Raw genomic sequence first — 24312 nt, 5'->3', positions numbered from 1 at the left:
CGTGCAGCGCCTGCGCGACGAGGCGCACCGCTTCGCCATCACGTTCCAGCGCCAGCAGCGCTCGAGCGCGATCCAGAGCGAGCTCTCGGCGATCCCGGGCCTGGGGGAGGAGCGCGTGCGCAGGCTGCTCAAGCACTTCGGCTCCGCGAAGCGGGTCCGTGCAGCCTCGCCCGAGCAGATCGCCGAGGTGCAGGGCTTCGGTCCGGGGCTCGCCGAGCAGGTCTTCACCTCCCTGAGAACCGATACGGTGGAGGACGAAGGACGAGGGGGATCGTGACTGCGCGCGAGGTGCTCATCATCACCGGCATGTCGGGTGCTGGTCGATCCACTGTCGCGAACGCACTCGAGGATCTCGGCTACTACGTGGTCGACAACCTGCCGCCCGTCATGCTGCGCCAGCTCGTCGATCTCGTGCCCGCCGCGTCCGAGCAGCTGCAGCGCCTCGCGATCGTCGTCGACGTGCGCGGTGGCGTGCTCTTCGACGACGCCATGCGCCTCATCGAGACGCTCCGCACCGAGATGCCGATCACGGTCGTGTACCTCGAGGCCTCCGACGCGACGCTCGTGCGCCGCTTCGAGGCCGTGCGCCGCCCGCATCCGCTGCAGGGGACGGCACGATCCTCGACGGCATCCGCACCGAGCGCGCGCGCCTCTCGGGCATCCGCGACGTCGCCGACGTGCTGCTCGACACGAGCGACATCAACGTCCACGAGCTCACGAACCGCGTGCGCGATCGCTTCTCGCGCGACCGCGAGGATCAGGTGCGCCTGACCGTGCTCTCCTTCGGCTTCAAGTACGGCACGCCGCCGGACGCCGACCTCATCGCCGACATGCGCTTCCTGCCGAACCCGTTCTGGCAGCCGGAGCTCAAGTCGCACACGGGCCTCGACGAGGCGGTCCGTGACTACGTGCTCGCGCAGGAGGGCGCGTCGGAGTTCGCCGACGCGTACCTCGAGGCGCTCCGGCCGGTCCTGGCCGGCTACGCCCGCGAGAACAAGCGATACGCCGTGCTCGGCATCGGATGCACGGGCGGCAAGCACCGCTCCGTGGCGATGTCCGAGCATCTCGCCGCCCGCCTCGCCGACTCCGGCGTGTCGGTGACGGTGCAGCACCGAGACCTGGGAAGGGAGTGACGTGACCCTGACGCACGACGTCAAGGAGGAGCTCGCACGCGTGCGCGTGCAGCGACCGCAAGCGCGAGCAGCGGAGGTCGCCTCCCTGCTGCGCTTCTCGGGCGGGCTCCACGTCATCTCCGGCCGCGTGGCGGTGGAGAGAGGTCGAGTCCGCCGCCATCGCGCGCCGCCTGGGACGCGACCTGCTCGACCTCTACGGGGTGCGTGCCGAGATCGCGGTGATCTCGGGCGGCTCGCGCCAGCGCGCGTACCTCGTGCGCGTCGTGGCGCAGGGCGAGACGCTCGCCCGGCAGACGGGCCTGCTCGACGCTCGCCGTCGCCCGGTGCGCGGCCTGCCGAACCGCCTCACGACGGGCTCGCTCGAGGACCTCGCCGCCGTGTGGCGCGGCGCGTTCCTCGCGCACGGCTCGCTCACCGACCCCGGCCGATCGGCGGCGCTCGAGATCGCGAGCCCGGGCAGCGAGGCGGCCATGGCCATCGTCGGCGCGCGCAGCGCCTCGGCGTGCCCGCGAAGTCGCGCGAGGTGCGCGGCGTGCACCGCGTCATCGTGCGCGACACCGAGCCGATCTCGCGCCTGCTCTCCGCCATGGGCGCGAGCGACACCGTCGAGTCGTGGATGCAGCTGCGCCAGCAGCGCGAGGTGCGCGCGAACGCGAACCGCCTCGTCAACTTCGACGACGCGAACCTGCGCCGCAGCGCGCAGGCGGCGGTCGCGGCGTGCGCGCGCGTCGAGCGCGCCCTCGAGATCCTGGGCGACGAGACGCCCGAGCACCTCGCGTACGCGGGTCGCCTGCGTCTCGACCACCGCGACGCGTCGCTCGACGACCTCGGTCGTCGCGCCGACCCGCCGATGACGAAGGACGCCGTCGCCGGCCGCATCCGTCGCCTGCTCGCGCTCGCCGACAAGACGGCCGAGGATCGGGGCATCCCCGACACCGAGGCGCGTCCCCGAGCTCGACTGAGCCGCATCTCAAGGCCCCGTCGCGGGAACATCCGCGCGACTAGGATCGCTGTACGAGACGTACGCGAATGCCCATCGACGATCGAAGGAGACACGCATGACCGTCTACACCCTGCCCGAGCTGCCGTACGACTCCTTCGAGCCGCACATCAGCGCCAAGATCATGGAGCTGCACCACGACAAGCACCACAAGGCGTACGTCGACGGTGCCAACGCGGCCCTCGACGGCCTCGCCGCTGCGCGTGACGCCGGCGACTTCGGTGGCATCAACAAGCTCGAGAAGGACCTCGCGTTCCACCTCGGCGGCCACACGAACCACACGATCTTCTGGAACAACCTGGCCGGCGACGGCGGCGGCGAGCCCGAGGGCGAGCTGTCGGCCGCGATCGCCGAGTTCTTCGGGGACTACGCGAAGTTCCAGGCGCACTTCGCCGCGAACGCCACGGCCATCCAGGGCTCCGGATGGTCGGTGCTCGCGTGGGACTCGCTCGCCGAGCGCCTCAACGTGTTCCAGCTGTTCGACCAGCAGGGCAACGTGCCCGTCGGCACGCAGCCCATCCTCATGCTCGACATGTGGGAGCACGCGTTCTACCTCGACTACCTCAACGTCAAGGCGGACTACGTGAAGGCGTTCTGGAACATCGTGAACTGGCAGGACGCGCAGGCGCGCTTCGAGGCCGCTCGCACGAAGACCCAGGGCCTCATCACCCTCTGAACCACCCCGCGGGAGGCTCGGAACGAGAGAGCCGGGCCTCCCGCATCACCCCCACCCCACCCCCAGGGAGCAGGAATGACCACCAAGGTTGGCATCAACGGCTTCGGCCGCATCGGTCGCAACTTCCTCCGCGCGGCGCTCGAGCAGGGCGCCGACATCGAGATCGTCGGCGTGAACGACCTCACCGACAACGCGACGCTCGCGCACCTCCTCAAGTACGACTCCGTCGGCGGCGTCCTCGACGTCCCCGTCCACAGCGACGGCTCGTCGATCACGGTCGGCGACCAGACGTTCCAGGCCCTCGCAGAGCGCGACCCGAAGGCGCTGCCGTGGGGCGACCTCGGCGCCGACGTCGTCATCGAGTCGACCGGCATCTTCACGAAGGTGGCCAGGCCGGCCAGCACATCGAGGCCGGCGCGAAGAAGGTCATCATCTCGGCCCCGGCGTCCGACCCGGCCCCGACGTTCGTCATGGGCATCAACGAGGGCGACTACGACCCGGCCAACGACCACGTCATCTCGAACGCCTCGTGCACGACGAACTGCCTCGCACCGCTCGCGGGCGTGTTCCACGAGGCCTTCGGCATCGAACGCGGCTTCATGATGACGGCGCACGCCTACACGGCCGACCAGAACCTGCAGGACGGCCCGCACAAGGACCTCCGTCGCGCACGCGGCGCCGCGATCAACATCGTGCCGACGTCGACGGGTGCCGCGAAGGCCATCGGCCTCGTGCTGCCGCAGCTCAACGGCCTGCTCGACGGCTCGTCGTACCGCGTGCCCGTGCCCACGGGCTCGATCGTCGACCTGACGCTCGTGACGCGCGACGGCCTCACGGTCGAGGAGATCAACGACGCGTACCGCGCCGCCGCCGAGGGCCCGCTCAAGGGCATCCTGCAGTACTCGGACGAGCCGCTCGTCTCGAGCGACATCCAGGGCAACCCGCACTCGTCGATCTACGACTCGGGCCTGACGTCGGTCATCGGCAACCTCGTGAAGGTGTCGTCCTGGTACGACAACGAGTGGGGCTACTCGAACCGCCTCGTCGACCTGACGAGCTACGTCGGCGCGAAGCTCTGATGCCGGTCCGGACGCTCGAGTCCCTCGGGGACCTCGCCGGCCGCACCGTGCTGGTGCGGTGCGACCTCAACGTGCCGCTGAAGGACGGCGTCATCGGCGACGAGGGCCGCATCGCGGCCTCCGTGCCGACGCTGCGCCATCTGCTGGATGCCGGCGCGAAGGTCGTGGCGATGTCCCACCTCGGGCGTCCGGACGGCTCGCCGAACCCGGCGTTCTCGCTGGCGCCGGTCGCCGAGCGGCTCGGCGAGCTGCTCGGCACCCCGGTCGCGTTCGCGACCGACACCGTCGGCGAGGATGCGGCCGCCAAGCGCGCCGCGCTGACCGACGGCGGCATCGTGCTGCTCGAGAACCTGCGCTTCGACGCGCGGGAGACGAGCAAGGACGAGGCCGAACGCGCGGCCTTCGCCGCGCAGCTCGTCGACGGCGCGGACGCGTTCGTGTCCGACGGCTTCGGCGTCGTGCACCGGAAGCAGGCGAGCGTCTACGAGGTCGCGAGCCTCGTGCCGAGCGCCGCCGGCCTCCTCGTCGCGGGCGAGCTCGACGTGCTGTCGCGCCTCACCGAGTCGCCCGAGCACACGTACACGGTCGTGCTCGGCGGCTCGAAGGTCTCCGACAAGCTCGGCGTGATCGAGCACCTGCTGCCGCGCGTCGACCAGCTGCTCGTCGGTGGCGGCATGCTCTTCACGTTCCTCGCGGCCCAGGGCCACGGCGTCGGCAAGAGCCTGCTCGAGGTCGACCAGCTCGAGACCGTGCGCGGCTACCTCCACCAGGCCGAGGCCTCCGGCGTCGAGATCGTGCTGCCGACGGACGTCGTCGTCGCGGAGGCGTTCGACGCCGACGCCGCGCACGAGACCGTCGAAGCCTCCGCCATCGAGTCGAGCGCCTTCGGCGCCGCCGGCATCGGCCTCGACATCGGCCCGACCACGGCCGCAGACTTCGCCGCCCGCATCGCGGCATCCCGCACGGTGTTCTGGAACGGCCCGATGGGCGTGTTCGAGATGCCGGCGTTCGCAGCGGGCACGAAGGCCGTCGCGCAGGCGCTCACCGAGGTCGATGGCCTCGGAGTCGTCGGCGGCGGGGATTCCGCGGCCGCGGTGCGCAGGCTCGGCTTCGCAGACTCCGACTTCGACCACATCTCGACCGGCGGCGGTGCGAGCCTCGAGTTCCTCGAGGGCAAGCGGCTGCCAGGACTGGAGGCACTCGGATGGTGACCCGTACCCCGCTCATCGCAGGCAACTGGAAGATGAACCTCGACCACCTGGACGCGATCCGGGTGGTGCAGAAGCTCGCCTGGACGCTGCAGGACGCGAAGCACGACACGAAGGACGCGGAGGTCGCGGTCTTCCCGCCCTTCACCGACCTGCGCAGCGTGCAGTCGCTCGTCGCGGCCGAGCGCTTCGATCTGGCCTACGGCGGCCAGGACGTGTCCGAGCACGACTCCGGCGCGTACACGGGCGAGATCAGCCCCGTGTTCCTCGCGCGTCTCGACTGCCAGTACGTGCTCGTGGGCCACTCGGAGCGTCGCCAGATCCACGGCGAGACCGACGAGCTCATCGGCCGCAAGTCGGCTGCAGCGCTGCGCCACGGGGTGACGCCGGTCATCTGCATCGGCGAGACGGCCGAGGACCTCGAGCAGCACGGCGCCTCCGCGGTGCCGGTGCAGCAGATCCGCACGATCCTCGCCGACCTGCCCGCAGGCGACGTCGTCGTCGCGTACGAGCCCGTGTGGGCCATCGGCTCCGGCCAGGCCGCGACGGCGGAGCAGGCGCAGGAGGTGTGCGCCGCGATCCGCGCCGCCATCGCCGACGTCCGCGGCGCCGAGGCAGCCGAGTCGACGCGCATCCTCTACGGCGGCTCGGTGAAGTCGGCGAACATCGCAGGCTTCATGCGCCAGCCCGACGTCGACGGCGCGCTCGTCGGCGGTGCGAGCCTCGACCCGGTCGAGTTCGCCGCCATCAGTCGCTTCACGCATCACGTCGGCACGTGACGCGCGCCGCGGCGCCGGGGGAGACCCCGGCACTGCGGTAGACTGACCGATCGTCCAGACTTCCCACGAGAGGTGAACGTGGAGATCCTCCAGATCATCATGCAGGTGATCCTCGGCATCACGTCGGTGCTGCTGACGCTGCTCATCCTGCTGCACAAGGGCCGCGGTGGCGGCCTGTCCGACATGTTCGGCGGCGGCATCTCGTCGTCGATGGGCTCGTCGGGCGTCGCCGAGCGCAACCTGAACATCCTGACGGTGACGTTCGTGCTCACCTGGATCACGTCGATCACGGTGCTCGGCGTCATCACGCGCTTCAACGGAGCCGGCTGATGGCCTCCGGCGGCAGCGCCATCCGCGGCTCGCGCGTCGGCGCGGGCCCCATGGGCGAGCAGGACCGCGGCTTCCACGCCGAGCGCGTGGCGGTGTCCTACTGGGACGCCGCGGGCAACGAGACGGTGCGCTACTTCGCGGCCGACCTGCCCGAGGACGAGATCCCCGAGGTCATCGACTCGCCGTCGACGGGTCTGCCCGCCGGCCGCGACAAGGATGCACCCCCGCAGGTCTCGAAGGCCGAGCCCTACAAGACGCACCTCGCGTACGTGAAGGAGCGCCGCACGCCCGAGGAGGCGGAGCAGCTGCTCGAGGAGGCGCTGCAGAAGCTGCGCGCCCGCCGCGGTCAGGCTTCCTGACCCGCGTCACGCGCAACGACGAAGGCCCCGCATCCGCTGGATGCGGGGCCTTCGTCGTGTCCGGATGGACGGTGCTCAGTCGAGCATGCCGTCGGGGAGCAGCGACGCCGCGGCGCGGTCGACGAGGTAGCGCGTCTCGCGCGTGCCGTGCACGCCCGCTGCGGGCACCTCGTGCCGGTCGGCCGTCGACATGGCGAGGGCGAGGGCCGACGCCTTGTCGTCGCCCGCGACGACGAGCCACACGCGCGGGGCGCGGTTGAGCGCGTCGAACGTGAGGCTCAGGCGCTCGGGCGGCGGCTTGGGGGAGTCGCGCACGGCGATGACGCCCGCCCCCTCGACGTCGGTGCCGTCGTGGCCGGGGAAGAGCGACGCGACGTGCGCGTCGGGTCCCATGCCCAGCAGCACGAGGTCGAGCACGCGATCGCCGAGCTCGGCCGTCGCAGCGATCGCCGCGGCGTCGAGGTCGAGCCCCGCATCGGATGCGGGCAGCTCATGCACGTTCGCCGCGGGGATGTCGACGTGGTCGAGCAGCGCCTCGCGCGCCTGCAGCGCGTTGCGGTCGCCGTCGGCGGCGGCGACGAAGCGCTCGTCGCCCCACCAGCAGTGGATGCGCGCCCAGTCGAGCGCGCGACCGCGCAGCGCGGCGAGCAGCTCGATGCCGACGGAGCCGCCCGTGAGGGCGACGTGGCACTCGTCCTGCTCGGCGAGCACCGCCGTGATCGTCGCCGCGAAGCGGTCGGCGGTCTCGGCGACGAGCGCGGCGCGGTCGGCGTGGATCACGAGCTCGCGACTCATCGGCTGCCTCCCTCGGGCGCGGGCACGCTCGTGCCCGCCGTGCCCGAGATGCGGATCGCCTCGAGCACCTGGTGGTACATCTCGTCGGGGTCGAGCCTGCGCAGCTCCTCCGCGAGCTGGTCGCGCAGCTGCCGGTGCGACAACGCGACCTCGTGGTCGGGCTGGCCGGGGATCTGCAGCAGACCCGTCGACGGACGGATGCGCGTGAGCGTCGCGTCGCCCGACGCCCGCGTGAGCGTGACCGACGACAGGCCGCTCGAGCCGAGCGGGCCGTCGGCGCGCGACGACACGTCGACGTCGACGCCGAGGCGCAGGCGCAGCCAGGCCGCCATGAGGTGCACCGACGGGCTGCGCAGCGCGCCGGTGACGCGCGCGTGGATCACGGGCTCGTACGGCGGCTGGTCGAGCACGGCCGCGAGCTGGGCGCGCCAGTTCGTGACGCGCGTCCACGCGAGGTCCGTGTCGCCGGGCTCGTAGCCCTCGGCGAGGCCGCGGAGCACCGTGCGGGGGTCCTCCTGGCGTGCCGAGTCGGTGATGCGGCGCTGCGCGAGCGCGCCGAGCTGCGCGGATGCGGGGTGCTCGGGCATGCGGTGCGGCCACCACGCGACGACGGGCGCATCGGGCAGCAGGAGGCCCTGCACGACGCCGATGAGGTGCGCGCCGACCTCGCCGTAGCACTGCAGCAGCACGACCTCGCTGGCGCCGGCGTCGCCGCCGACGCGGATCTCGGCGTCGAGGCGCGGCTCCTCGGTCGCGGCGATCTCGTCGATCGACCGCGACACGACGAGCACGCGCATGGGGTGCTCGCGGCTCGCCTCGTTGGCGGCCGCGATCGCGTCCTCCTCCTCGCCGAGATGCGTGTGGATGACGAGCGTGAGCACGCGCCCGAGGGCGAGCACGCCGCCCTCCTCGCGGATCTCGATGAGTCGGCGCTGGATCGCGCTCGTCGTCGTGCCCTCGAGCGTGACGATCACGGGCGCCTCCAATGCCTGTTGGTGCGACGCAGCATGGCGTCGGCGCTCGCGGGCCCCCAGGAGCCCGGTGCGTACTGCTCGAGCGGGCTGCCGACGGCGGCCCAGTGCTCCTCGACGGGGTCGAGGATCGCCCACGACAGCTCGACCTCGCGCGCCTGCGGGAACAGGGGCGGGTCGCCGAGCAGCACGTCGAGGATGAGGCGCTCGTACGCCTCGGGCGACTCCTCGGTGAACGCGTGGCCGTAGCCGAAGTCCATCGTGACGTCGCGCACGTGCATGCCGGATCCCGGCACCTTCGAGCCGAAGCGCAGCGAGGTGCCCTCGTCGGGCTGCACGCGGATGACGAGGGCGTTCTCGCCCATCGACTGCGTCGCCGTCTCGGGGAACAGGTACTGCGACGCGCGCTTGAAGACGATCGCGATCTCGGTGACGCGTCGGCCGAGGCGCTTGCCGGCGCGCAGGTAGAAGGGCACGCCCGCCCAGCGGCGGTTGTCGACCTCGAGCGTGATGGCGGCGTAGGTCTCGGTGGCCGAGTCCTCTGCCATGCCGTCCTCGTCGAGGAAGCCCGTCACCTGCGTGCCGCCCTGCCAGCCGCCCGCGTACTGGCCGCGTGCGGTCGAGGCGTCCAGGTCGCCCGGGATGCGGGCGGCCGAGAGCACCTTCTCCTTCTCGGTGCGCAGGTCGACGGCGTCGAACGACACCGGCTCCTCCATCGCCGTGAGGGCGAAGAGCTGCAGCAGGTGGTTCTGGATGACGTCGCGCGCGGCGCCGATGCCGTCGTAGTAGCCCGCACGGCCACCCACGCCGATGTCCTCGGCCATCGTGATCTGCACGTGGTCGATGTAGTTGGCGTTCCAGATCGGCTCCCACAGGTTGTTCGCGAACCTGAGGGCGAGGATGTTCTGGACCGTCTCCTTGCCGAGGTAGTGGTCGATGCGGAACACGCTGTCGGGCGGGAAGACCGAGTCGACGACCGACGCGAGGTCCCTCGCCGAGGCGAGGTCGTGGCCGAACGGCTTCTCGATGACGACGCGGCGCCACGACTCGTCGCTCGTCGCGACGCCCGAGCGCTTCAGCTGCTGCGTCACGACCGGGAACTGCCCGGGCGGGATCGACAGGTAGAAGGCGTAGTTGCCCATGGTGCCGCGCGCGTCGTCGAGCTCGCGGAGCGTCTCGGCGAGCCGGTCGAACGCCGCGTCGTCGTCGAAGTCTCCCTGCACGAAGCGGAAGCCCTCGGCGAGCTGCGCGAACACGTCCTCGCGGAAGGGCGTGCGCGCGTGGGCGCGCACGGCCTTCTCGACGACGCCGCGGAACGCCTCGGCATCCCACTCGCGACGGCCGTAGCCGACGAGCGAGAAGCCGGGCGGCAGCAGGCCGCGGTTGGCGAGGTCGTAGATCGCCGGCAGCAGCTTCTTCTGCGCGAGGTCGCCCGTGACGCCGAACAGCACGAGCGCGTTCGGCTCGGGGATGCGCGTCAGACGGAGGTCCGACGCGTCGCGCAGCGGATTCGACCAGCCCGCCGGAGCGCTCATGCGGCGGCTGCGGTGGCCAGGCGGCGGTACCCGTCGTCGAGGTCGGTCAGCGTCAGCGTGAGCACGGGGCGGTCGTGGCCCGCGAGCACGGCGGCGTCGCCGCCAGCCTGCGCCTGCAGCAGCTGGCCGAACGTGAACGGGCGCTCGGGGATCTCGAGGTCCTCGGCGGGGGTGCCGAGGATCTGCAGGAACACGCCCACGGGCTTGCCGCCCTTGTGGTACTGGCCGGTCGAGTGCAGGAAGCGCGGACCCCAGCCGAACGTGACGGGGCGCTGCGTGCGTGCCGCGAGCAGGTCGCGGAGCGTCGCGAATCGCTCCTCGCCGAGGCGGTCGAGGTACGTGTGCACCGCGAGGTAGCCGTCGGCGGGGATCGCGGCGAGCAGCGCGTCGAGCGACGACTCGAGCGTGTCGCCCGAGACGGAGCCGCGCAGCTCGATCGAGCCGTCGACGACCGTCGCGGGCGCCGGGGGAGCGAGGTCCTCCAGCAGGCCTCGCGCGGCGTCCTTGGCCGACTCGACGTCGGGCTGGTCGAACGGGTCGATGCCGAGCAGGCGTCCGGCGACGGCCGTCGCGAACTCCCACACCAGCAGCTGGGCGCCGAGCGTGCCGGCGACCTCGACCTCGCCGGCAGCGACCTCGCGCGCCTCGGCGCGCGAGCCGACGACGCGGATGACCTGCAGGTCGGCGAGGTCCTCGCCGAGCTCGGCTGCGTCGACGTCGAGCACCACGGGCAGCACGCCCGTGCCCTGCTTGCCCGTCGACTCGGCGATGAGCTGCTCGGCCCAGTCGGCGAAGCCGACGATGTGCGTGCCGTCGGCGACGATCCCGATGTAGTCCTTGAGCGGCTTCGTGCCGGCGAGCACGGCGCCGAGCTGGAGGCCCGGGTTCGACTCGTCGTCCTCCGAGACGAGCGGCAGGGCCGCCTCCGCCTCGTCGAGCAGCTCGGCGACGTCGACGCCCGCGAGGGCCGACGGGACGATGCCGAAGGCCGTGAGCGCCGAGTAGCGGCCACCGACGTTCGGGTCGGCGTTGAAGACGCGGTAGCCCGCCGCGCGCGCGGCGCCGTCGAGCGGGCTGCCCGGGTCGGTCACGACGATGATGCGCTCGGTCGGGTCGATGCCCGCCTCGCGGTACCACTGCTCGAAGACGCGCTTCGCGGAGTCGGTCTCGAGCGTCGAGCCCGACTTCGACGAGACGACGATCGCGGTGCGCTCGAGCTCGTCGCGCAGGGCCGTGAGCACCTGGCCGGGCTCGGTCGAGTCGAGCACCGTGAGGTGCACGCCGAACGTGCGCGTGATGACCTCGGGCGCGAGCGACGAGCCGCCCATGCCAGCGAGGGCGAAGCGGTCGACGCCCTTCGCCGCCAGGTCGGCCTTGAGCTCGAGCACGTCGTCGACGAGGCCGCGCGTGTTCGAGGCGGCGTCGATCCAGCCGAGGCGCTTCGATGCCTCGGCCTCGGCGGCCTCGCCCCAGAGCGTCGAGTCCTTCGCGGCGATGCGGCCCGCGACGCCGTCGGCCACGAGCTGCGGCACGACGCGGTCGATGGCCTCCTGCGCGGCGCCGGTGGCGTGGAGCACGAAGCTCATGCCGCACCTCCCGCCTGCGCGAGCTGGCCGCGGACGGTCTCGACGAGCTCGTCCCACGAGGCGATGAACTTGTCGACGCCCTCGCGCTCGAGCAGCTCGGTGACCTCGACGTACGAGACGCCCTGCGCCTCGACGGCGTCGAGCACGCCCTGTGCGGACTCGACGTTGGCCGTGATCTCGTCGCCCGTCACGACGCCGTGGTCGGCGAGCGCCTCGAGCGTCTTCTCGGGCATCGTGTTGACGGTCTCGGGCGCTGCGAGCTCCGTGACGTACAGCGTGTCGGGCAGCGACGGGTCCTTGACGCCCGTCGAGGCCCACAGCGCGCGCTGCGCGTTGGCGCCGGCGGCGAGCAGCGTCTGCGCGCGCTCCGACGAGAACGCCTCCTGCCAGACGCCGTAGGCGAGGCGCGCGTTCGCGACGCCCGCCTTCGACTTGAGCGCCGTGGCCTCCTCGGTGCCGATCGCGTCGAGGCGCTTGTCGATCTCGGTGTCGACGCGCGACACGAAGAACGAGGCGACCGAGTGGATCGTCGAGAGGTCGTGGCCCGCCTGCTGCGCGCGCTCGAGGCCCGTGAGGTAGGCGTTGATGACGTCGCGGTAGCGGTCGAGCGAGAAGATCAGCGTGACGTTGACGCTGATGCCGGCGCCGATCGTCGCGGCGATGGCCTCGAGGCCCTGCTTCGTCGCGGGGATCTTGATGAGCACATTCTCCTTGGCGACGCGCTCGTGCAGCTCCTTGGCCTCCGCGACCGTGCCCTCGGTGTCGAACGCGAGGTTCGGCGACACCTCGATCGACACGCGGCCGTCGATGCCGCTCGTCGCGGCGTAGATCGGCTGGAAGATGTCGCACGCGGCGGCGACGTCCTCGGTCGTGAGGGCGCGGATGACCTCGTGGACGTCTGCACCCTCGCCCTTGAGCTCGGCGAGGCGAGCGGCGTAGCGCTCGCCGTTCGCGAGCGCTGCGGCGAAGATCGACGGGTTCGTCGTGACGCCGACGACGTCGCGCGTCTCGATGAGCTCCTGCAGGTTGCCGGTCTCGATGCGCTCGCGCGACAGGTCGTCGAGCCAGATGCTGACGCCGACGTCGCTGAGTGCCTTCGTGGATTCGGTCATGGTGCTCACGCCTCCTTGGTGGCGGCGAGCGACTCGCGCGCGGCGGCCACGACGGCCTCGTGCGTGAGTCCGAACTCGCGGAACAGGGTCTGGTAGTCGGCGCTGGCGCCGAAGTGGTCGATGCCCACCGAGCGGCCGGCGTCGCCGACGATGCCCGCCCAGGTCAGCACGGAGCCGGCCTCGACCGACACGCGCGCCTTCACGGCCTTCGGCAGCACCGACTCGCGGTACTCGGCCGACTGCTCGGCGAACCACTCGAGGCTCGGAGCGGCGACGACGCGCACGCCGATGCCCTCCGCCTCGAGCACCTCGCGGGCGGCCACGGCGATCTGCACCTCGGAGCCCGTGCCGATGAGGATGAGCTCAGGGGTCTCGGTCGACGCATCGACGAGCGTGTACGCGCCCTTCGCGACGTTCGACGCGGCTGCGAACGTGTCGGCGGTCGCCGCGCCCTCGCCGCGCTCGAACGTGGGGATCGGCTGGCGCGTGAGCGCGATGCCGACGGGCTTGTGCTTGCGCTCGAGGATCGTCTTCCACGCCCACGCGGTCTCGTTGGCGTCCGACGGGCGCACGACGTCGAAGCCGGGGATCGCGCGCAGCGTCGCGAGCTGCTCGATCGGCTGGTGCGTCGGGCCGTCCTCGCCGAGGGCGATGGAGTCGTGCGTCCACACGTGGATGGGGTGCACGCCCATGAGGGCCGCGAGGCGCAGCGCGGGGCGCTGGTAGTCGCTGAAGATCAGGAAGGTGCCGCCGAACGGACGCGTCGGGCCGTGCAGCACGATGCCGTTGAGGATCGCCGCCATCGCGTGCTCGCGGATGCCGAAGTGCAGCGTGCGGCCTGCGAACGAGGCGGTCGGGAACTCCTTGGTGCCCGAGCCCGCGGGCAGGAACGAGCCGCCACCCTCGATCGTCGTGTTGTTCGACTCGGCGAGGTCGGCCGAGCCGCCCCACAGCTCGGGGATCACGCCGGCGAGGGCGTTGATGACCTTGCCGCTCGCTGCGCGCGTCGCGAGGTCCTTGCCGGCCTCGAACACGGGCAGCGCATCCTCGACGCCCTCGGGGAGCGCGCCGGACTCGAGGCGCTCGAGCAGCGCCTTGCCCTCGGGGTTCGCGGCAGCCCACGCGTCGAAGCGCGGCTGCCATGCGGCACGTGCGGCCTTCGCGCGCTCGGCGGCGTTGCCGCGCGAGTGCTCGAGCACGCCCTCGGGCAGCGCGAAGTGCTGCTCGGGGTCGAAGCCCACGAGCTCCTTCGTCGCCGCGAGCTCCTCGGCGCCGAGCTTCGAGCCGTGGATCTTGCCCGTGTTGCGCTTCGTGGGGGCCGGCCAGCCGATGATCGTGCGCAGCACGATGAGCGTCGGCTTCGTGGTCTCGGCCTTGCCGGCCTCGATCGCGGCGTGGAGGGCCGGGAGGTCCTCGTGGTAGTCGGCGTCGTCGGCCGGGTCGCCCGAGCGCCAGTCGACCTCGAGCACCTGCCAGCCGTAGGCCTCGTAGCGAGCCTTGACGTCCTCGGTGAACGCGACGTCCGTGTCGTCCTCGATCGAGATCTGGTTGGAGTCGTAGATCGCGATGAGGCGACCGAGCTCCTGGCGGCCTGCGAGCGAGCCGGCCTCGCTCGTGACGCCCTCCTGCAGGTCGCCGTCGCCGGCGATCACGTACGTGTAGTGGTCGAACGGGCTCTCGCCGTCGGCCGTGTCGGGGTCGAGCAGCGCGCGCTCGAAGCGCTGCGCGTAGGCGAAGCCGACGGCGGAGGCGAGGCCCTGGCCCAGCGGGCCGGTCGTGATCTCGACGCCGGCGGTGTGGCCGAACTCGGGGTGGCCGGGGGTCTTCGAGCCCCACGTGCGCAGCGCCTGCAGGTCGGCGAGCTCGAGGCCGTCGCCTGCGAGGAACAGCTGCACGTACTGCGTGATCGACGAGTGGCCGGCCGAGAGGATGAAGCGGTCGCGGCCGAGCCAGGCGTGGTCGGCGGGATCGCGGTCCATGACCTTCTGGAACAGCAGGTACGCAGCCGGTGCGAGGCTCATCGCCGTGCCGGGGTGGCCGTGACCGGCCTTCTCCACGGAGTCGGCGGCGAGGATGCGGGCCGTGTCCACGGCCTTCGCGTCGGTCTCAGTCCATTCGAGCGTCAATGCGGGCCCTTCCATGCGGGAGCGGCCCCACGGCGTGGCAGGGCCGATGCTTCTGGTGGTGCGACGTGTTCGAGCATAGTGACCGCGGCATGCTCACGAGTGGCCCTTGCGGCCCGATAGACTCGGACCGTCACATGCCGCCTGCGACGCATCCGAGGGTCATGACCGCCACCGCCCACCGCTCCGATCGAGCGCGTCTCGCCGACCGCGCGAAGGCGTACGTCGCACTGACGAAGCCGCGGGTCATCGAGCTGCTGCTCGTCACGGCGCTGCCGACGATGTTCCTCGCTGCCGACGGCATCCCGAACCCCGTCACGCTGGTCGCGACGCTCGTCGGTGGCTTCCTCTCGGCTGGCGCCGCGAACGCGTTCAACATGATCATCGACCGCGACATCGACGCGGTCATGCAGCGCACGCAGGGGCGTCCGCTCGTCACGGGTGCACTGACGCCGCGGCAGGCGACGGTGTTCGCGTGGACGCTCACCGTCGTCTCGACCGCCGTGCTCGCAGTGTTCGCGCACTGGCTCGCCGCCGTGCTGTCGCTCGCGGCCATCGGCTTCTACGTCTTCATCTACACGCTGCTGCTCAAGCGCCGTACCGAGCAGAACATCGTGTGGGGCGGCATCGCAGGCTGCTTCCCCGTGCTCATCGGCTGGGCCGGCGTCACCGGCACGCTCGACTGGCCCGCGTGGATCCTGTTCACGCTCATCTTCCTGTGGACGCCTGCGCACTACTGGCCGCTGTCGATGAAGTACCGCAAGGACTACGCCGCCGCCGACGTGCCGATGCTCGCCGTCGTGCGCGGCCGCACGACGGTCGGCATCCAGGTCGTGCTCTACGCGTGGGCGTCGCTCGCCTGCACGCTGCTGCTCATCCCCGTCGCCGGCATGGGCATCGTCTACATGGTCGTCGCGCTGGGCGCCGGCATCTGGTTCGTCGCCGAGGCGCACGGCCTGCACGCCCGTGCGGTGCGCGGCGCGGAGGCGCGCGCGATGCGCGTCTTCCACGCGTCGAACACGTACCTGACGCTCGTGTTCATCGCGGTCGCGGTCGACACGCTGCTGCCCTTCTAGCCGGGCTCGGCGATCCGCCAGCAGGCGGACGCGCTACAGGCGATCGAGGTGCCGCAGCAGGCGGCCCTCGCGCAGCGCCCACGGCGACACGTCGAGCTCGCGCACGCCGAACGCGCGCATCGCCTCCGACAGCACGATGCCGCCCGCGACGATCTGGAACGTGCGGTCGGGCGTGATGCCCGGCAGCGCGTGGCGCGAGTCGGCATCCATGCGCGCGATGCGCGGCACCCAGTCGTCGAGGTCCTTGCGGCGCAGCACGACGCGGTCGTCGCCGCCGAGGCCGGGCACGACGCTGCCCGCGAGGCGTGCGAGCGATCGGATGGTCTTCGACGAGCCGACGACGTGGTCGGGACGGCCCGCACCGCGCACGGTGCCGACGACGTCGTCGAGCACGCCCTTGGCGTAGGTGCGCAGCGCGCGCTGCTGCGCGGCGGTCGGCGGGTCGTCGGTGAGGAACGCGACCGTCGATCGGCCGGCGCCGAGCGGCACCGAGAGGGCGACCTGCGGCTCCTCGTCGGCGCCGACGGCGATCTCGAGCGAGCCGCCGCCGATGTCGAGCAGCAGGATGCGCCCGGCGGCCCAGCCGAACCAGCGGCGCACGGCGAGGAACGTGAGGCGCGCCTCGTCCTCGCCGGAGAGGATGTCGAGCTCGACGCCCGTCTCCGCCTCGATGCGCGCGATGACGGCCTCGCCGTTCTCGGCCTCGCGCACCGCCGACGTCGCGACGACGAGCAGCTGCTCGAGCCCCACCGACTCCGCGACCTCCACGCACTCGCGGATCGCGGCGATGAGCGCCTCCTGGCCCTCGTCGCTGATCGCGCCGTCGACGAGGTAGCGCATGAGGCGCATCGTCACCTTGTGCGACTGGTGGGGGATGGGTCGCCCACCGGGCCCCGCGTCGACGACGAGCAGGTGCACGGTGTTGGAGCCGACGTCGAGGACGCCCAGTCGCATGCTCATGGGGTCGATCCTGCCGGATCGGCGCCGCTCAGGCGGTCACGGTCTCCCGCACGTCGTCGACCTCGACGCCCGCTGCGGCAGGCACGCGCAGCGAGAGGGCGGCGACGACGGTCGCGGCGACGATCATGACGGACAGCACCATGTGCGAGCCGACGAGCGCGATCGGCAGGCCGAGGTTCGACTGCACGATGCCGATCGTCGCCTGCGTCACGAGCAGCGCGAGCAGCGTGCCGGCCCAGATGCCGAAGGGTCGCAGGCGCCAGCCGACGAGCACGAGCCCGATCGCCAGGGCGAGCAGCGCGTAGGCGGGGAACGCGTGCACGTGCTGCATGAGCGCGGGATCGAGGCCGTTGCGCGCTGCGCCGCCGTCGCCGGCGTGCGGGCCCGAGCCCGTCGTGAGGATGCCGACGTACACGACGACGGGAACCATGACCGCCGTCGCGAGCATGAGGGCGCGCTGCGCGAGCGTGCCGCCCCAGCGCGCACGTCGACCGCGGAACACGCGCCACGCCATCCAGGCCGCGACGCCCACGAGCAGCGCAGACAGCGAGAAGTGGATGCCGACGGTGTCGGGCCGCAGGTGCAGGAACACGACGACGGCGCCGATGAGCGCCTGCGCGATCGTGCCGACGACGATGGCGATCGCGAGCGGCAGCACGCCGGGGTGCCTGCGACGGTGCACGATCGCGAGCACGAGCATGATCGCCGCGACGAGCAGCACGACGCCGCCCATGACGCGATTCGAGAACTCGATGATGCCGTGGACGCCCTGCTCGGCGACGGGCACGAACGACTCGGGGGTGCAGTTCGGCCACGTCGTGCAGCCGAGGCCCGAGCCGGTGAGGCGCACGGCGCCGCCCGTGCCGACGATGAGGATCTGCGTCACGAGGGTGGCGACGCTGGCGATGCGGATGCCGCGGGTCACGGTGCTCTCTCTCAGCGCAATGGGGTCCCGTGCGCATGGGCGGGTCACGATAGGCTGGGGACACGGATGACGCCCGTTCGGGCTGCGCCCACCAGCCCTCCCAGTCTGCCACCGCTCGTCGGTGTGCGCGGAATGGCGAGGTGGTCCCATCCGTTTGCAGACTTCGAAGAGGTGAGGGGGAGCGATGGCAGATGTGCTGATCGACCGACCGGAGCTGGAGGGGCTCGGCCAGTACGAGTTCGGCTGGCACGATTCGGATGCGGCGGGTGCGATCGCCAAGCGCGGCATCAACCCGCAGGTCGTCGAGGAGATCTCCGACCTGAAGAGCGAGCCGGCGTGGATGCGCGAGCGTCGCCTGAAGGCGCTGCAGCTCTTCGAGCGCAAGCCCATGCCCACGTGGGGTGCCGACCTGTCGGGCATCGACTTCGACAACATCAAGTACTTCGTGCGCTCGAGCGAGAAGCAGGCGCAGACGTGGGAGGACCTCCCCGAGGACATCCGCAACACGTACGACCGCCTCGGCATCCCCGAGGCCGAGCGCGCTCGCCTCGTCGCCGGCGTCGCCGCGCAGTACGAGTCCGAGGTCGTCTACCACTCCATCCAGAAGGAGCTGGAGGACCAGGGCGTCATCTTCATGGACACCGACACGGCCCTCAAGGAGCACCCGGAGTTCTTCGAGGAGTACTTCGGCTCGGTCATCCCCTCCGGCGACAACAAGTTCGCCGCGCTGAACACGGCCGTGTGGTCGGGCGGCTCGTTCGTGTACGTGCCGAAGGGCGTGCACGTCGAGATCCCGCTGCAGGCCTACTTCCGCATCAACACCGAGAACATGGGCCAGTTCGAGCGCACGCTCATCATCGCCGACGAGGGCTCGTACGTGCACTACATCGAGGGCTGCACGGCCCCGATCTACTCGTCCGACTCGCTGCACTCGGCCGTCGTCGAGATCATCGTGAAGAAGGACGCCCGCGTTCGCTACACGACGATCCAGAACTGGTCGAACAACGTCTACAACCTCGTCACCAAGCGTGCGATCGCGCACGAGGGCGCGACGATGGAGTGGATCGACGGCAACATCGGCTCGAAGGTGACGATGAAGTACCCGTCGATCTACCTCGCGGGCGAGCGTGCGAAGGGCGAGACGCTCTCGGTCGCGTTCGCGGGCCCCGGCCAGCACCAGGACGCCGGCGCGAAGATGATCCACATGGCGCCGCACACGACGTCGTCGATCGTCTCGAAGTCGATCGCCCGCGGCGGCGGTCGTGCGGGCTACCGCGGCGAGGTGCGGGTGGATGCGAACGCGCACCACTCGGCCAACACCGTGCGCTGCGACGCGCTGCTCGTCGACACGATCTCGCGCTCCGACACGTACCCGGCGATCGACATCCGCGTCGACGACGTCGTGCTCGGCCACGAGGCCACGGTCTCGAAGGTCTCCGAGGAGCAGCTGTTCTACCTCATGAGCCGCGGCATGCCCGAGGACGAGGCCATGGCGATGATCGTCCGCGGCTTCATCGAGCCCATCGCTCGCGAGCTGCCCATGGAGTACGCGCTCGAGCTCAACAAGCTCATCGAGATGAGCATGGAAGGATCCGTCGGCTGATGACCGTGGTGGAGAGCACCCCCTTCGTCCCCGTCCAGACCCGCTCCGAGCGACCCACGTCGTTCGAGCCCGAGGACTTCGGCACGCCCACGGGCCGCGAGGTCAACTGGAAGCTGTCCGACGTGCGCCGTCTCGCGCCGCTGTTCGTCGACGAGGAGACCGAGGTCGGCGACGACCTCGCCGTCACCTACGACGTGGATGCGATCGAGTCGTACCTCGTCGAGTCGACGGGCCACGACGTGGCGCCGCGCGGCGAGATCTTCGAGCCCGAGGACGTCGTCGCCGCCATCGCGTGGAAGCGCTGCGCCAACGCGCTGCACGTGCGCATCCCCGAGGGCGAGACCGTCGCCGAGCCGCTCGTCGCCCGCATCGCGGGGCAGGGCGAGGGCCGGCACGCGAACGCGCACATCGTGCTCGAGGCCCTGCCGGGCAGCGACGCGACGATCGTGCTCGAGCACTCCGGCTCAGCTGCGTACGCGCAGAACGTCGAGATCCTCGTGCGCGACGGCGCCCGCCTCACGGTCGTCTCCGTGCAGGAGTGGGACGACACGGCCGTGCACGCCTCCGCCCACCAGGCGGTCGTCGGCGCCGGCGCGTACCTCAAGCACATCGTCGTGACGTTCGGCGGCGGCGCGGTGCGCGTCAACCCGTCGATGCGCCTCGCGGGCGAGGGCTCCGAGGGCGACATGCTCGGCCTCGCGTTCGCCGACGCCGGCCAGCACCTCGAGTCGCAGGTCTACATGCACCACGAGGGCGTCTCGACGAAGGGCGACGTGCTCTACAAGGGCGCGCTGCAGGGCGAGGGCGCACGCACGGTCTGGATCGGCGACGTGCTCATCGGCCAGGACGCCACGGGCACCGACTCGTACGAGAAGAACCAGAACCTCGTGCTCACCGACGGCACGCGTGCCGACTCGATCCCGAACCTCGAGATCGAGACGGGCGACATCGCCGGCGCGGGCCACGCATCGGCGACGGGTCGCTTCGACGACGAGCAGCTGTTCTACCTGCAGGCTCGCGGCATCCCCGAGGAGCAGGCGCGACGCCTCGTCGTGGTCGGCTTCCTCATGGAGATCGTGCAGCGCATCGGCATCCCGGCCCTCGAGGAGCGGCTCGCCGCCGACATCGAGGCCGAGATCGCACGCGGCGCCGGCCTCGCGCCCGCGTCGCGGGCGGGGGCATGACCGCGACGCGCGCCTGCTCGGCGAGCGAGATCTCCACGTCCGAGCCGCGCAAGGTCGAGATCGACGGCATCGCCGTGTCGATCGTGCGCGACTCGGCGGGCCAGATCCACGCGCTCGGCGATCGCTGCACCCACGGCGACATCTCGCTGTCCGAGGGCTTCGTCGAGAACGACACCCTCGAGTGCTGGGCCCACGGATCGCAGTTCTCGCTGCACACGGGCCGACCCCTCAACCTCCCGGCGTACGAGCCGGTGCCGGTGTATCCGGTGACGATCGACGGCGACGACGTGCTCGTCGACGTGACGAACCCCATCGACGTGTCCGGCCTCATGGCCGACGGTAAGGAGCTGACGTGAGCACCCTGGAGATCAAGGACCTGCAGGTCTCGATCGAGACTCAGGAGGGCTCAAAGCCCATCCTCAAGGGCGTCGACCTGACGATCAACTCGGGCGAGATCCACGCGGTCATGGGCCCGAACGGCTCGGGCAAGTCGACGCTCGCGTACACGATCGCCGGCCACCCCCGCTATCAGGTCGACGGCGGCTCGATCACGTTCGACGGCCAGGACGTGCTCGAGATGTCGGTCGACGAGCGCGCCCGCGCCGGCGTGTTCCTCGCCATGCAGTACCCCGTGGAGATCCCGGGCGTGACGGTGTCGAACTTCCTCCGCACCGCCAAGACGGCGATCGACGGCGAGGCTCCCCAGCTGCGTCCGTGGATCTCGTCGGTGCGCGAGGCGATGGGCGAGCTGCGCATGGACTCGTCGTTCTCGGAGCGCAACGTCAACGAGGGCTTCTCGGGCGGCGAGAAGAAGCGCCACGAGATCCTGCAGCTCGAGCTGCTGCAGCCGAGGCTCGCGGTGCTCGACGAGACCGACTCGGGCCTCGACGTCGACGCGCTGCGCATCGTCAGCGAGGGCGTGAACCGCGTGAAGGGCAAGACCGACATGGGCGTGCTGCTCATCACGCACTACACGCGCATCCTGCGCTACATCCAGCCCGACTTCGTGCACGTCTTCGTCGACGGCAAGGTCGCCGAGCAGGGTGGCAAGGAGCTCGCCGAGCGTCTCGAGGACGAGGGCTACGATCGGTACCTGAAGGCAGGAGTCTGATGGCAGTCACCGAACTCGAACCGAAGCTCTTCGACGAGGCGAGCGAGGCCCTCAAGGGCGTCGTCGACCCCGAGCTCGACGTCAACATCGTCGACCTGGGCCTCATCTACGACCTGGCGTGGGACGACGAGCAGGAGGCGCTCGTGATCTCCATGACGCTGACGTCGGCGGGCTGCCCGCTGACCGACGTCATCGAGCAGGAGATCGCCGACAAGCTCGACGGCATCGTCGCCCGATTCCGCATCAACTGGGTGTGGATGCCGCCGTGGGGTCCCGAGCGGATCACGGAGGACGGCAGGGAGATGATGAGGGCTCTGGGCTTCACCATCTAGAGATCCTCCCGACGCCACGAACGGCGCAGCACCATTGGGTGCTGCGCCGTTCTGCACGTCTTGGGGATCGCTCCGTCAGCGCCCGACGCGCCGGATCCTCGGCGCCCACGCGCGCACGGACTCCGCCTCCGACAGCATCGTCCACACGGTGGTCGCGAGCGGCGGGTAGTCGGCGGCGATGCGGCGAAGCACGACGTCGCTCACGTCCTCGTCGGGGCGCACGGCGCCGGGCGGCAGGATGCGCTCGGAGCGCAGCAGCAGCACGACGAGCTCGTCGACCGTCGGCAGGTCGGCCATGAAGTCCCAGGGGTCCTCGCCGGCGCGGAGGCGCTCCTCGACGAGCACGGAGCGCTCGTCGGTGGCCTCTGCCCGCAGCACCTCGAGGCTCGCGCGTCGCTGCGGCGACGGGTGCGGTGCGGGCTGCTGGGTCACCGAACCAGCCTACGCGCGGCGTGCGACGCGGTCGGGCGTGTCCGCGCTGCGCGAATCCCGGGCGCGTCCGACGCATGGCCCCTTCGCAGGACGCACGAGGGCGGCACCGCACGGGTGCCGCCCTCGAGTCGTCGAACGCGCGTCAGTCGCGGCGGTGCCGCGGCTTGCGGTCGTCGCGGTCGTCGCGACGCGGACGGTCGTCGCGGTCACGACGGGGACGGTCGTAGCCGCCGCGGTCGTCGCGGTCGCGACGCGGGCGGTCGCCGCGCTCGGGACGCCCGCCCGTGTCGACCTGGATGTCGATCGGCTTGCCGAGGATGCGGGTCTGCGACAGACGGCCCAGCTGCTCGCCCGTGAGCTCGGGCAGCTCGACGAGCGTGAAGTCGAAGCGGATCTGGATGCGACCGAAGTCGTCGCGGCCCAGACCGCCCTCGTTCGCAAGGGCGCCGACGATCTGGCGCGGCTCGACGCGGTTGCGCGAGCCGACCGCGAGGCGGTACGTCGTCGCGCCCTCGGGCGTGCGACGCTCGCGGCGCGGGCCGCGGTCCTCGCCACCACGGTCGTCGTCGCGCTCGCGCGGGCCGCGCTTCGGCGCACGCAGCGCCAGGTCGTCCTGCTCGTCGAGCAGGAGCGGCGTCGGACCCTGCGCGACGACCGCGAGGGCCGCGGCGACGTCGTTGTAGGGCACGTCGTGGTGCTCGACGTAGTGGGCGACGATGTCGCGGAAGCGCTCGACGCGCGCCGACTCGGCGTCGAGCGCCGTCGTGATGGCGTCGTCGAACTTCGACAGGCGCGAGGCGTTGACCTCGCCGGCCGACGGCATCGGGATCTCCTCGACCGTGCCGCCCGTCGTGCGCTCGATGGCGCCGAGCATGCGGCGCTCGCGCGGCGTCACGAAGCTGATGGCGTCGCCCGTGCGACCGGCACGGCCCGTGCGGCCGATGCGGTGCACGTACGACTCGGTGTCGATCGGCAGGTCGTAGTTCACGACGTGGCTGATGCGCTCGACGTCGAGGCCGCGCGCGGCGACGTCGGTCGCGACGAGCACGTCGAGCGAGCCCGAGCGCAGCTGCTCGATGGTCTTCTCGCGCTGCGGCTGCGCGACGTCGCCCGAGATCGCCGCGGCCGTGTAGCCGCGGGCGCGGAGGCGCTCGGCGACCGTCTCGGTCTCGGAGCGCGTGCGCACGAACACGATGGCGCCGTCGAAGGGCTCGACCTCGAGCACGCGCGTGAGCGCCTCGAGCTTCTGCTGGTACGACACGAGGATCGCTCGCTGGCGGATGCTCGCCGAGGTCTTCGCGCCGCCCTGCACCGAGATCTCCTGCGGGTCGCGCAGGTGCTTCTTCGAGATGGCGAGGATCTGGCGCGGCATCGTCGCCGAGAACAGCGCGACCTGCTTGTCCTCGGGCGTCGAGGCGAGGATCTGGTCGACGTCCTCGGCGAAGCCCATGCGCAGCATCTCGTCGGCCTCGTCGAGCACGACGTGGCTGAGGCCGGAGAGGTCGAGCGTGCCCTTGTCGAGGTGGTCCATGATGCGGCCGGGCGTGCCGACGACGACGTGGACGCCGCGACGCAGCGCCGACAGCTGCACGCCGTAGCCCTGGCCACCGTAGATCGGCAGCACCGTCACGCCGCCGAGGTGCGCCGCGTAGCGCTCGAACGCCTCGCACACCTGCACGGCGAGCTCGCGCGTCGGCGTGAGCACGAGCGCCTGCGGCTCGCGCCGCTCGACGTCGACGGCGGCGAGCACCGGCAGCGCGAACGCGGCCGTCTTGCCCGTGCCGGTCTGCGCGAGGCCGATGATGTCGCGACCCTCGAGGAGCGTCGGGATCGTGGCGGCCTGGATGCTCGAGGGGGTCTCGTAGCCGACGTCGGCGAGCGCCTGGAGGAGGGCGGGCGGCAGGCCCAGGTCTGCGAACGTCGTGCGCTCGGCGTCTGCAGCCTCGGTGGGCTCGGAGTCGGTCATGGCATCAACGGTACGCGGCCCTGGGGCCCGCGCGCGC

The 24312-nt window shown here is 71.4% G+C and carries 22 protein-coding genes and 3 pseudogenes; 15 read left to right on the top strand and 10 right to left on the bottom strand.

The window, feature by feature from the left end:
* The 9 genes and pseudogenes from BLQ67_RS16260 to BLQ67_RS16220 all read left to right on the top strand — a co-directional run.
* The coding region (locus BLQ67_RS16260) for a helix-hairpin-helix domain-containing protein (RefSeq protein WP_231945100.1) at positions 1-277 on the top strand (277 nt) is incomplete at its 5' end.
* 29 nt (positions 278-306) lie between these two features.
* Positions 307-1133 (top strand): annotated as a pseudogene (rapZ, locus tag BLQ67_RS16255) (RNase adapter RapZ).
* A gap of 1 nt (position 1134) precedes the next feature.
* Positions 1135-2103 (top strand): annotated as a pseudogene (gene whiA / locus BLQ67_RS16250) (DNA-binding protein WhiA); the annotation flags it as partial.
* 88 nt (positions 2104-2191) lie between these two features.
* Positions 2192-2809, top strand: coding sequence for a superoxide dismutase (locus tag BLQ67_RS16245; RefSeq protein ID WP_092506677.1), 618 nt, complete (start codon positions 2192-2194; stop codon positions 2807-2809).
* A gap of 75 nt (positions 2810-2884) precedes the next feature.
* A pseudogene (gene gap, locus BLQ67_RS16240) lies at positions 2885-3888 on the top strand (type I glyceraldehyde-3-phosphate dehydrogenase).
* Positions 3888-5099, top strand: a complete 1212-nt coding sequence (locus tag BLQ67_RS16235) for a phosphoglycerate kinase (protein WP_092501425.1) — start codon at positions 3888-3890, stop codon at positions 5097-5099. Before gap ends, BLQ67_RS16235 begins: the two are co-directional and overlap by 1 nt.
* Positions 5093-5875, top strand: coding sequence for a triose-phosphate isomerase (gene tpiA / locus BLQ67_RS16230; RefSeq protein WP_092501424.1), 783 nt, complete (start codon positions 5093-5095; stop codon positions 5873-5875). Before BLQ67_RS16235 ends, tpiA begins: the two co-directional genes overlap by 7 nt.
* Positions 5876-5953: 78 nt before the next feature.
* The gene (gene secG / locus BLQ67_RS16225) at positions 5954-6205 is read left to right on the top strand and encodes a preprotein translocase subunit SecG (protein ID WP_092501423.1); all 252 of its coding nucleotides are present in this window, start codon (positions 5954-5956) and stop codon (positions 6203-6205) included.
* Positions 6205-6564 (top strand): RNA polymerase-binding protein RbpA, encoded by a 360-nt coding sequence (locus tag BLQ67_RS16220; RefSeq protein WP_092501422.1) that lies wholly within the window; start codon positions 6205-6207, stop codon positions 6562-6564. The genes secG and BLQ67_RS16220 overlap by 1 nt, the downstream gene beginning before the upstream one ends.
* A 75-nt stretch (positions 6565-6639) precedes the next feature.
* Here the strand turns inward: BLQ67_RS16220 and pgl are convergent, their stop codons facing one another.
* The 6 genes from pgl to tkt are packed head-to-tail and all read right to left on the bottom strand — an operon-like array spanning position 6640 to position 14704.
* The gene (pgl, locus tag BLQ67_RS16215) at positions 6640-7359 is read right to left on the bottom strand and encodes a 6-phosphogluconolactonase (RefSeq protein ID WP_092506676.1); all 720 of its coding nucleotides are present in this window, start codon (positions 7357-7359) and stop codon (positions 6640-6642) included.
* Complete coding sequence (locus BLQ67_RS16210; RefSeq protein WP_092501421.1) at positions 7356-8333, bottom strand: glucose-6-phosphate dehydrogenase assembly protein OpcA; 978 nt, start codon at positions 8331-8333, stop codon at positions 7356-7358. Before BLQ67_RS16210 ends, pgl begins: the two co-directional genes overlap by 4 nt.
* Positions 8330-9865, bottom strand: coding sequence for a glucose-6-phosphate dehydrogenase (zwf, locus tag BLQ67_RS16205; RefSeq protein WP_092506675.1), 1536 nt, complete (start codon positions 9863-9865; stop codon positions 8330-8332). The genes BLQ67_RS16210 and zwf overlap by 4 nt, the downstream gene beginning before the upstream one ends.
* Positions 9862-11451: a glucose-6-phosphate isomerase gene (locus BLQ67_RS16200; RefSeq protein ID WP_092506674.1), complete on the bottom strand. Its 1590-nt coding sequence runs from the start codon at positions 11449-11451 to the stop codon at positions 9862-9864. The genes zwf and BLQ67_RS16200 overlap by 4 nt, the downstream gene beginning before the upstream one ends.
* Complete coding sequence (tal, locus tag BLQ67_RS16195) at positions 11448-12563, bottom strand: transaldolase (protein WP_092507005.1); 1116 nt, start codon at positions 12561-12563, stop codon at positions 11448-11450. The genes BLQ67_RS16200 and tal overlap by 4 nt, the downstream gene beginning before the upstream one ends.
* Before the next feature lie 5 nt (positions 12564-12568).
* Complete coding sequence (gene tkt / locus BLQ67_RS16190) at positions 12569-14704, bottom strand: transketolase (RefSeq protein ID WP_092506673.1); 2136 nt, start codon at positions 14702-14704, stop codon at positions 12569-12571.
* Positions 14705-14850: 146 nt separating this feature from the next.
* Between tkt and BLQ67_RS16185 the strand changes: the two genes are divergently transcribed.
* The gene (locus BLQ67_RS16185) at positions 14851-15762 is read left to right on the top strand and encodes a heme o synthase (protein WP_092506672.1); all 912 of its coding nucleotides are present in this window, start codon (positions 14851-14853) and stop codon (positions 15760-15762) included.
* Between the two features lie 33 nt (positions 15763-15795).
* Here BLQ67_RS16185 and BLQ67_RS16180 read toward each other — a convergent pair whose 3' ends face one another.
* Complete coding sequence (locus tag BLQ67_RS16180) at positions 15796-16716, bottom strand: Ppx/GppA phosphatase family protein (protein ID WP_092507004.1); 921 nt, start codon at positions 16714-16716, stop codon at positions 15796-15798.
* 34 nt (positions 16717-16750) lie between these two features.
* Positions 16751-17647, bottom strand: a complete 897-nt coding sequence (locus tag BLQ67_RS16175) for a COX15/CtaA family protein (protein ID WP_231945099.1) — start codon at positions 17645-17647, stop codon at positions 16751-16753.
* 184 nt (positions 17648-17831) lie between these two features.
* On the opposite strand from BLQ67_RS16175, the gene sufB reads away from it, so the two are divergent.
* From sufB to BLQ67_RS16150, 5 genes are read left to right on the top strand one after another with little or no spacing between them, the layout of a single operon-like run.
* On the top strand, positions 17832-19250 hold the full coding sequence (sufB, locus tag BLQ67_RS16170; RefSeq protein WP_092506670.1) for a Fe-S cluster assembly protein SufB: 1419 nt from the start codon (positions 17832-17834) through the stop codon (positions 19248-19250).
* The gene (sufD, locus tag BLQ67_RS16165; RefSeq protein ID WP_092506669.1) at positions 19250-20434 is read left to right on the top strand and encodes a Fe-S cluster assembly protein SufD; all 1185 of its coding nucleotides are present in this window, start codon (positions 19250-19252) and stop codon (positions 20432-20434) included. The genes sufB and sufD overlap by 1 nt, the downstream gene beginning before the upstream one ends.
* Complete coding sequence (locus BLQ67_RS16160; RefSeq protein ID WP_092506668.1) at positions 20431-20790, top strand: non-heme iron oxygenase ferredoxin subunit; 360 nt, start codon at positions 20431-20433, stop codon at positions 20788-20790. The genes sufD and BLQ67_RS16160 overlap by 4 nt, the downstream gene beginning before the upstream one ends.
* Positions 20787-21545, top strand: coding sequence for a Fe-S cluster assembly ATPase SufC (gene sufC / locus BLQ67_RS16155; protein WP_092506667.1), 759 nt, complete (start codon positions 20787-20789; stop codon positions 21543-21545). Before BLQ67_RS16160 ends, sufC begins: the two co-directional genes overlap by 4 nt.
* On the top strand, positions 21545-21877 hold the full coding sequence (locus BLQ67_RS16150; protein ID WP_092506666.1) for a metal-sulfur cluster assembly factor: 333 nt from the start codon (positions 21545-21547) through the stop codon (positions 21875-21877). Before sufC ends, BLQ67_RS16150 begins: the two co-directional genes overlap by 1 nt.
* A gap of 75 nt (positions 21878-21952) precedes the next feature.
* Here the strand turns inward: BLQ67_RS16150 and BLQ67_RS16145 are convergent, their stop codons facing one another.
* A complete protein-coding gene (locus tag BLQ67_RS16145) occupies positions 21953-22309 on the bottom strand; it encodes a tryptophan synthase subunit alpha (protein ID WP_092506665.1) in 357 nt (118 codons plus the stop codon).
* A 142-nt stretch (positions 22310-22451) separates the two neighbouring features.
* On the bottom strand, positions 22452-24275 hold the full coding sequence (locus BLQ67_RS16140; protein ID WP_092506664.1) for a DEAD/DEAH box helicase: 1824 nt from the start codon (positions 24273-24275) through the stop codon (positions 22452-22454).
* Positions 24276-24312: the final 37 nt, after the last annotated feature.

The sequence above is a fragment of the Agrococcus jejuensis genome, from assembly GCF_900099705.1.
In the GTDB taxonomy this organism is placed as follows: Bacteria; Actinomycetota; Actinomycetes; order Actinomycetales; family Microbacteriaceae; genus Agrococcus; species Agrococcus jejuensis.
This window is presented reverse-complemented; position numbering and strand designations above follow the sequence as displayed.

Bases quoted from the DNA above. Each gene is read 5' to 3' on its own strand.
- BLQ67_RS16245 (WP_092506677.1), top strand. From the start codon at position 2,192: ATGACCGTCTACACCCTGCCCGAGCTGCCGTACGACTCCTTCGAGCCG.
- BLQ67_RS16235 (WP_092501425.1), top strand. From the start codon at position 3,888: ATGCCGGTCCGGACGCTCGAGTCCCTCGGGGACCTCGCCGGCCGCACC.
- tpiA (WP_092501424.1), top strand. From the start codon at position 5,093: ATGGTGACCCGTACCCCGCTCATCGCAGGCAACTGGAAGATGAACCTC.
- BLQ67_RS16220 (WP_092501422.1), top strand. From the start codon at position 6,205: ATGGCCTCCGGCGGCAGCGCCATCCGCGGCTCGCGCGTCGGCGCGGGC.
- pgl (WP_092506676.1), bottom strand. From the start codon at position 7,359: ATGAGTCGCGAGCTCGTGATCCACGCCGACCGCGCCGCGCTCGTCGCC.
- zwf (WP_092506675.1), bottom strand. From the start codon at position 9,865: ATGAGCGCTCCGGCGGGCTGGTCGAATCCGCTGCGCGACGCGTCGGAC.
- BLQ67_RS16200 (WP_092506674.1), bottom strand. From the start codon at position 11,451: ATGAGCTTCGTGCTCCACGCCACCGGCGCCGCGCAGGAGGCCATCGAC.
- tal (WP_092507005.1), bottom strand. From the start codon at position 12,563: ATGACCGAATCCACGAAGGCACTCAGCGACGTCGGCGTCAGCATCTGG.
- tkt (WP_092506673.1), bottom strand. From the start codon at position 14,704: ATGGAAGGGCCCGCATTGACGCTCGAATGGACTGAGACCGACGCGAAG.
- BLQ67_RS16185 (WP_092506672.1), top strand. From the start codon at position 14,851: ATGACCGCCACCGCCCACCGCTCCGATCGAGCGCGTCTCGCCGACCGC.
- BLQ67_RS16180 (WP_092507004.1), bottom strand. From the start codon at position 16,716: ATGCGACTGGGCGTCCTCGACGTCGGCTCCAACACCGTGCACCTGCTC.
- sufB (WP_092506670.1), top strand. From the start codon at position 17,832: ATGGCAGATGTGCTGATCGACCGACCGGAGCTGGAGGGGCTCGGCCAG.
- sufD (WP_092506669.1), top strand. From the start codon at position 19,250: ATGACCGTGGTGGAGAGCACCCCCTTCGTCCCCGTCCAGACCCGCTCC.
- BLQ67_RS16160 (WP_092506668.1), top strand. From the start codon at position 20,431: ATGACCGCGACGCGCGCCTGCTCGGCGAGCGAGATCTCCACGTCCGAG.
- BLQ67_RS16150 (WP_092506666.1), top strand. From the start codon at position 21,545: ATGGCAGTCACCGAACTCGAACCGAAGCTCTTCGACGAGGCGAGCGAG.
- BLQ67_RS16140 (WP_092506664.1), bottom strand. From the start codon at position 24,275: ATGACCGACTCCGAGCCCACCGAGGCTGCAGACGCCGAGCGCACGACG.